The organism is Actinosynnema sp. NPDC020468 (assembly GCF_040642015.1).
Classification (GTDB): Bacteria; Actinomycetota; Actinomycetes; order Mycobacteriales; family Pseudonocardiaceae; genus Actinosynnema.
The window spans coordinates 78,655-86,117 of record NZ_JBFAEO010000039.1 but is presented as its reverse complement, the minus strand read 5'-3'; the positions used below and the strand labels follow the sequence as shown (position 1 = coordinate 86,117).

The 7,463-nt window shown below is 71.1% G+C and carries 4 protein-coding genes; all 4 read right to left on the bottom strand.

Going from position 1 to position 7,463, the window contains the following annotated elements:
* Nucleotides 1–78: 78 nt before the first annotated feature.
* The gene (gene glgB, locus AB0G50_RS25730) at nt 79–2,238 is read right to left on the bottom strand and encodes a 1,4-alpha-glucan branching protein GlgB (RefSeq protein WP_360113032.1); all 2,160 of its coding nucleotides are present in this window, start codon (nt 2,236–2,238) and stop codon (nt 79–81) included.
* Between the two features lies 1 nt (nt 2,239).
* Nucleotides 2,240–3,568, bottom strand: coding sequence for an aminoglycoside phosphotransferase (locus AB0G50_RS25725; RefSeq protein WP_360113030.1), 1,329 nt, complete (start codon nt 3,566–3,568; stop codon nt 2,240–2,242).
* Between the two features lie 5 nt (nt 3,569–3,573).
* Complete coding sequence (gene treS / locus AB0G50_RS25720; RefSeq protein WP_360113028.1) at nt 3,574–5,382, bottom strand: maltose alpha-D-glucosyltransferase; 1,809 nt, start codon at nt 5,380–5,382, stop codon at nt 3,574–3,576.
* Nucleotides 5,383–5,479: 97 nt separating this feature from the next.
* Entirely contained in the window at nt 5,480–7,459 is a 1,980-nt protein-coding gene (locus AB0G50_RS25715; protein WP_360113026.1) for a maltotransferase domain-containing protein, read from the bottom strand.
* Nucleotides 7,460–7,463 lie beyond the last annotated feature (4 nt).

Below are 7,463 nucleotides of genomic sequence, written 5' to 3'. Positions count from 1 at the left end.
CCGTCCACGAAGGACGGGCGCAGCGGCCGGTCGATCAGCCGGCAGGTCAGGATCGCGTCCCCACCGCCGACCGGACGGTCAGGCGGTCGGGGTCAGCCAGAGGACGCCCGACGGGGGGAGTTGGAGCAGGGCCGAGGCCGGTCGGCCGTGCCACGGGGTGGGCTCGGCGGTGACCGAGCCCTGGTTGCCGACACCCGAGCCGCCGTAGGTGGTGGAGTCGGTGTTCAGGGACTCGTGCCAGGTGCCGGCCCGGGGCAGGCCCACGCGGTAGTCGTGGTGGGGCGAGCCGGAGAAGTTGGCGACGCACACCAGCACCGAGCCGTCCTCGCCCACCCGCAGGAAGCTCAGCACGTTGCCGCCCGAGTCGTTCGCGTCGATCCACTCGAAACCCTCGGGCCTGCCGTCCGCGCTGTAGAGGGCGGGCGAAGCGGTGTACACCCCGTTCAGGTCCTTCACCAGCGAGCGCACGCCGGAGTGGAACGGCGAGTCGAGCAGGTGCCAGTCCAGCGACCGGGACTCCGACCACTCGCCCTGCTGGCCGAACTCGCCGCCCATGAACAGCAGCTGCTTGCCCGGGTGCGCCCACATGAACGCCAGCAGCGAGCGCAGCCCGGCCGCCTTGTTCCAGTCGTCACCGGGCATCCGCTGCCACAGCGAACCCTTGCCGTGCACCACCTCGTCGTGCGACAGCGGCAGCACGAAGTTCTCGCTCCACGCGTACACCAGCGAGAAGGTGATCTCGTTGTGGTGGTAGGACCGGTGGATCGGCTCGCGCGACAGGTAGTGCAGCGTGTCGTGCATCCAGCCCATGTTCCACTTGAACCCGAAACCCAGGCCGCCCAGGTGCGTCGGCCGCGTCACGCCCGGCCACGCCGTCGACTCCTCGGCCACCATCACCACGCCGGGGTGTCGCTTGTAGACGGTCGCGTTGAGCTCCTGGAGGAACCGCACCGCGTCCAGGTTCTCCCGGCCGCCGTACTGGTTGGGCAGCCACTGCCCCTCCTGGCGCGAGTAGTCCAGGTACAGCATCGAGGCCACCGCGTCGACCCGCAGGCCGTCGATGTGGAACTCCTCGATCCAGTACAGCGCGTTCGCCACCAGGAAGTTGCGCACCTCGTTGCGCCCGAAGTCGAACACCAGCGTGCCCCAGTCCGGGTGCTCGCCCCGGCGCGGGTCCGCGTGCTCGTACAGCGCGGTGCCGTCGAACTTCGCGAGCGCCCACGAGTCCTTCGGGAAGTGCGCGGGCACCCAGTCCATGATCACGCCGATGCCGCGGCCGTGCAGCACGTCCACGAAGTGCCGGAAGTCGTCCGGCGAGCCGAACCGCGACGTCGGCGCGTAGTACGACGTCACCTGGTAGCCCCACGACCCGCCGAACGGGTGCTCGGCCACCGGCATCAGCTCGACGTGGGTGAATCCGGTCTCCACCACGTAGTCGGCCAGCTCCCGCGCCAACTCCCGGTAGCCCAGACCCGGCTTCCACGAGCCCAGGTGCACCTCGTAGACCGACATCGGCGCGTTGACCCACACCGTCGCGTCCCGCCGCGCCTCCCACTCCGCGTCCGCCCACTCGTGCGCGGACGCGGTGACCACCGACGCGGTCTGCGGGGGAGTCTCGGTGGCGAACGCCATCGGGTCGGCCTTCTCGTGCCACGCCCCGTCCCGGCCCAGGATGCGGAACTTGTACCGCGCGCCCACGTCGACGCCCGGCACGAACACCTCCCACACGCCCGACGAGCCGAGCGAGCGCAGCGGGGTGGCGCGGCCGTCCCAGCCGTCGAAGTCGCCGGTCACCCGGACACCGCGCGCGGTCGGCGCCCACACCGCGAACGACACGCCCTCGACCGCGCCGGTCGCCGTCTCGTAGATCCGCCGGTGCGCGCCCAGCACGTCCCACAGCCGCTCGTGCCGGCCCTCGCCGATCAGGTGCAGGTCCAGCTCGCCCACCGTCGGCAGCCAGCGGTACGGGTCGTCCAGCTCCACGACCGCCGCGCCGTAGACGACCTCCAACCGGTAGTCGCCGGGGTGCTCGGGCAACTCGCCCGCGAACAGCCCGTCCGCGACCCGGTCCAGCGGGAAGCTCTTGTCGCCGGCCACGACCGACACCGCCGACGCGCCCGGTCGGAACGCGCGCGCCACCACCCCGTCGGGCACGTGGTGCACACCGAGCACCGAGTGCGGGTCGTGGTGCGCGCCGGCCAGCAGCCGGTCGACGTCCTCGGGCGGGATGGCGTTCACGTCAGGCTCCCTCTCCAGTGATCCGGGCGATCGACGACAGCGGCACCGTCAACCACTCCGGCCGGTTCGCGTACTCGTAGGAGACCTCGTACACGGCCTTGTCCAGTTCGAACGCGCGCAGCAGGTACCCGCGCCGCCGCGGGTCGCCCACCGCCTCGGACGCCGCCTCCGCGTACCCCTCGGTGAACGCCGCCCGGTTGCGCCTGGCCCACTCCAGCGCCCGCACCGCGAGCTGGTGGTCCTCGGGTCGACCGACCAGCAGCTGGTGCGCCGCGTAGTCGAACGACCGCAGCATGCCCGCGACATCGCGCAACGGCGAGCGCAGCGAGGTCCGCTCGGCCATCGGCGCGCCGGGCTCGCCCTCGAAGTCGATCAGCAGCCAGCCGTGCACGGTCCGCAGCACCTGACCCAGGTGCAGGTCGCCGTGGATGTGCTGGATCGCGATGCCGCCCTCGGTCTCCCGGGCCGCGTCGAACGCCTCGCGCAGCGCGGGCGCGTACGGCAGCAGCGCCGGCACCACCTCGGCCACCTCGTCCAGCCGCGCCCGCATGGCGCGCACCGTCCGCTCGATGTCGTCGTCGTCCGCGAGCTGACCGCCGAGCGCGCGCTCCAGGTCCGCGTGCACCGTCGCCACCGCGTGACCCAGCCGCTGCGCCTCGCCCGCGAAGTCGCCGCCCACCTCGTCGGCGTGCAGGTCCCGCTCGGTCATCAGGTCGCGCACGCTCGTCGTCGCCATCGCCCAGCCCTCGACCGCGTCGGGCTGGAACTGCTGGAGCATGCCGATCGTCGTGGTGCGGCCGTCGAGCTCGCCGGTGATCGAACCCTGCGGCCGCGCGATGTGCTCGCAGCCGACCCTGGCGAGCGCGCGGTGCAGCACCAGGTCCGGGTTCTCGCCCGTCGTCAGCTTCCGGAACAGCTTGAGGATGTGCTGGCTGCCGAACACCAGCGAGGTGTTCGACTGCTCGGCGCCCACCGGCCGGCCGCGCAGGCCCTTCTGCACCTCCACGTCCGGCTCGCGGGCGAACACCAGCCCGTCGACCTCCGCGCCGTCCGCGATCAGGTCCAGCAGCAGGCCGGTCAGCTCGGCGTCGCCGGTCGCGTCGTAGTCGTCCACGCGGTCGGTCACCAGCAGTTGGTACGGCGCGCTGCGGCCGGGTTGGACGACCTCCACCACCACGTGCACCAGCACCGGGTCGTCGTGCAGCACGGTCGTGCGCACCGCGCGCACCGAGGTGACGGGCCGGTCCTTGCCGCCGAACCACCGCCGGTCCGGCAGCTGCGCGGGCAGCTCGGACAGCACCTTGTCCACCAGGTCTTGCGGGTCGGTCACGTCGCTCACCTCGTCTCGCCGTCGTCGCCCGCTTCCACGAGCTGGAACCAGTAGAACCCGTGCCCGGGCAGCGTGAGCAGGTAGGACAGCTCGCCGATGGCCGGGAACCGGACACCGCCGGTCAGCTCGACCGGCCTGCTGCCCCGGTGCTCGGACAGGTCGAGCTCCACCGGCTGCGGGAAGCGGGACAGGTTGTTCACGCACAGCACGATGTCCTCGTGACCGTCGGGTCGCCGCCAGCGCCGCCGGTAGGCCAGCACGCTCGGGTTCGACCCGCCGAGATCGCTGAAGTCGCCCTCCGCGAACGCGTGGTGCTGCTTGCGCACCTCGATCATCCGCCGGGTCCAGTGCAACAGCGAGGACTGGTTGTTCAGCTGCGCCTCCACGTTGAGGCCCTGGTAGCCGTAGACCGGGTCCATGATCACCGGCAGGTAGATCCGGCCCGGGTCGCACGAGGAGAAGCCCGCGTTCCGGTCCGGCGTCCACTGCATCGGCGTGCGCACGGCGTCCCGGTCGCCGAGCCAGATGTTGTCGCCCATCCCGATCTCGTCACCGTAGTACAGGACGGGCGAGCCCGGCAGCGACAGCAGCATCGCGGTGAACAGCTCCTGCTGGTTGCGGTCGTTCTCCAGCAGCGGCGCCAGTCGGCGGCGGATGCCGATGTTCGCCTTCATCCGCGGGTCCTTGGCGTACTCCGCGTACATGTAGTCGCGCTCTTCGTCGGTGACCATCTCCAGCGTCAACTCGTCGTGGTTGCGCAGGAAGATGCCCCACTGGGTGCCCGACGGGATCTCCGGCGTCTGCGCCAGGATCTCCGAGATCGGGAACCGCGACTCGCGCCGCACGGCCATGAAGATGCGCGGCATCAGCGGGAAGTGGAACGCCATGTGGCACTCGTCGCCGCCCACGGCCGGGTCGCCGAAGTACTCCACCACGTCGGAGGGCCACTGGTTCGCCTCGGCCAGCAGGATCCGACCCGGGTACTCGTCGTCGACCACCTTGCGGCAGCGCTTGAGGAAGTCGTGCGTGCGCGGCAGGTTCTCGCAGTTGGTGCCCTCCTGCTCGAACAGGTACGGCACCGCGTCCAGCCGGAACCCGTCGATGCCCAGGTCCAGCCAGAACCGCAGCACGTCCAGCATGGCCTCCTGGACGTCGCCGTTCTCGTAGTTCAGGTCGGGCTGGTGGGCGAAGAAGCGGTGCCAGTAGAACTGGCCGCGCACCGGGTCGTAGGTCCAGTTGGACGACTCGGTGTCCACGAAGATGATCCGCGCGTCGGCGTAGCGCTGGTCGTCGTCGCTCCACACGTAGTAGTCGCCGTACGGGCCGTCCGGGTCCTGCCGGGACGCCTGGAACCACGGGTGCGCGTCCGAGGTGTGGTTCAGCACCAGGTCGGTGATGACCCGGATGCCGCGCCGGTGCGCCTCGTCCAGCAGGTACACGAAGTCCTCGACGGTGCCGAACTCCGGCAGCACGGCGCGGAAGTCGGAGATGTCGTAGCCGCCGTCGCGCAGCGGCGAGGCGTAGAACGGCGGCAGCCACAGGCAGTCCACGCCGAGCCACTCCAGGTAGTCCAACCGGGACGCCAGCCCGCGCAGGTCGCCGGTGCCGTCGCCGTTCGAGTCGCTGAACGCCCGGACCAGGACCTCGTAGAACACCGCGCCCTTGAACCAGTCCGGTTGCCGCGGCGGCATCGCCGCCGACCGGAAGTCCTCGGCCTGGGGCTCCACCAGCAGTCCGTCGGCGCCCACCGCCTCGCCTGTGTGCGGGATTCCGTCGAGTCCCAGCGCGGAGTCGGGTCGTGGGTCTTCGTGCATGTGCTCCACCTTCGTCCCACCTCGTCGGGGGTGCGTTCGATCGCCCCTCCGCGCCGGCGGGCGCGTGGGGTGGCTCCGGTGTCTCCTTCGGGAGGGTCTAGCTCGTGAACCGGCGCTGCAAACCCACGACGTGCGCCGCGGCACGCCAGGGCTCGAGCCGGACGTAGTTCGACCGGCCCCAGTCCCAGGTTTCCCCGGTGACCTCGTCGTGCGCGATCAGCCGGTCGTGCCACTCGTGGCCGAGCACGGGCAGGTCCAGCCACAGCGTGCCGTCCTGGGCCTGCTGCGGGTCGAGGTTCACGATCACCACGACGGTGTCACCGCTGCCCGGGTCCTGCTTCGAGTACGCGATCAGCGCCGGGTTGTCGACGTGGTGGAACCGCAGCGTCCGCATCTGCCGCAGCGCGGGGTGCGCGCGGCGGATGGCGTTGAGCCTGGTCAACCACGGCTCGAGCGACCGGCCGTCGGCCAGCGCGCCCGCGAAGTCCCGCGGTCGCAGCTGGAACTTCTCGGTGTTCAGGTACTCCTCGCTGCCCGGCTTGAGCGCCTCGTGCTCGAACAGCTCGTAGCCCGAGTACACGCCCCAGGTCGGCGCCAGCGTCGCGGCGAGCGCGGCGCGCAGCGCGAACATGCCCGGACCGCCGTGCTGCAACGACTCGTGCAGGATGTCCGGCGTGTTGACGAACAGGTTCGGCCTGGCCTCGTGCCAGTGCGCGACGAGTTCCTCGCCGAACTGGGTCAGCTCCTCCTTCGAGGTGCGCCAGGTGAAGTAGGTGTAGCTCTGGGTGAACCCGAGCTTCGCCAACCCGTAGAGCCGGGCGGGCCGGGTGAACGCCTCGGACAGGAACAGCACGTCCGGGTGGCGGTCCTTGACCGCCCAGATCAGCCACGCCCAGAAGTCCGGCGGCTTGGTGTGCGGGTTGTCGACCCGGAAGATCCGCACTCCGTGGTCGACCCAGTGCAGCACCACGCGCAACGACTCGTTGTAGATGCCCTGCGGGTCGTTGTCGAAGTTGATCGGGTAGATGTCCTGGTACTTCTTGGGCGGGTTCTCCGCGTACGCGATCGTCCCGTCCGGACGGGTGGTGAAGAACTCCGGGTTCTTCAGCACCCACGGGTGGTCCGGCGCGGCCTGGAGCGCGAAGTCCAGCGCGATCTCCAGCCCCAGCTCGCGGGCGCGCGCCACGAACGCGTCGAAGTCCTCGATCGTGCCCAGCTCGGGGTGCACCGCGTCGTGCCCGCCCTCGTCCGCGCCGATCGCCCACGGCGAGCCGCAGTCGTCCTCGCTCGCGACCAGGGTGTTGTTGGGGCCCTTGCGGTTCACCCGGCCGATGGGATGGATCGGCGGCAGGTAGGCCACGTCGAAGCCCATCGCGGCGATCCGGTCGAGCGACCTGGTCGCCGTGGCGAACGTGCCGTGCACCGGCACGCCCGACTCGTCGAGGCCGCCAGTCGAGCGGGGGAAGAACTCGTACCAGGAGCCGAAGGCGGCGCGCTCGCGGTCCACCCAGATCCGCTGCTGCCTGCCCTTGGTCACCAGCTCGCGCACCGGGTGCTCGTGCATGACCTGCCGCACCTCGGGCGTGAGCGCGGGCGCGACCCGTTCGGGCAGCGACCGGTCCTCGTCGCGCAGCGCGGCGGCCGCGGTCGCGAGCAGCGGCTTCTCCCGGCGCCGGTCCGGCCGGCGGGACACCCGCTCCAGCAGCCGCGCGCCGGTCTCCAGGTCGTTCGCCAGCTCGTGCGCGCCCTGGCCGGCCGCGATCTTGACCTCCACGGCGTGCAGCCAGGTGGCCCACGGGTCGCTCCATGCGTCCACTCGGAACGTCCACGAGCCCTCGGTGTCCGGCACGACGGTCGCGGCCCAGCGGTCGATGCCGACGCCCACGGAGGACATCCGTGTTTGTCTCGCGACCCGGTCGTTCGGTCCGCGCCACGCGATCGTGGCGGCCACGGCGTCGTGGCCCTCTCGCCACACCGTGGCCTCGACCGGGACGTGTTCGCCCACCACGGCCTTGGCCGGGTACCGGCCACAGCTCACGGTGGGGGAAACGTCGTCGATACCGAGTCGTCCGCTCATCGGC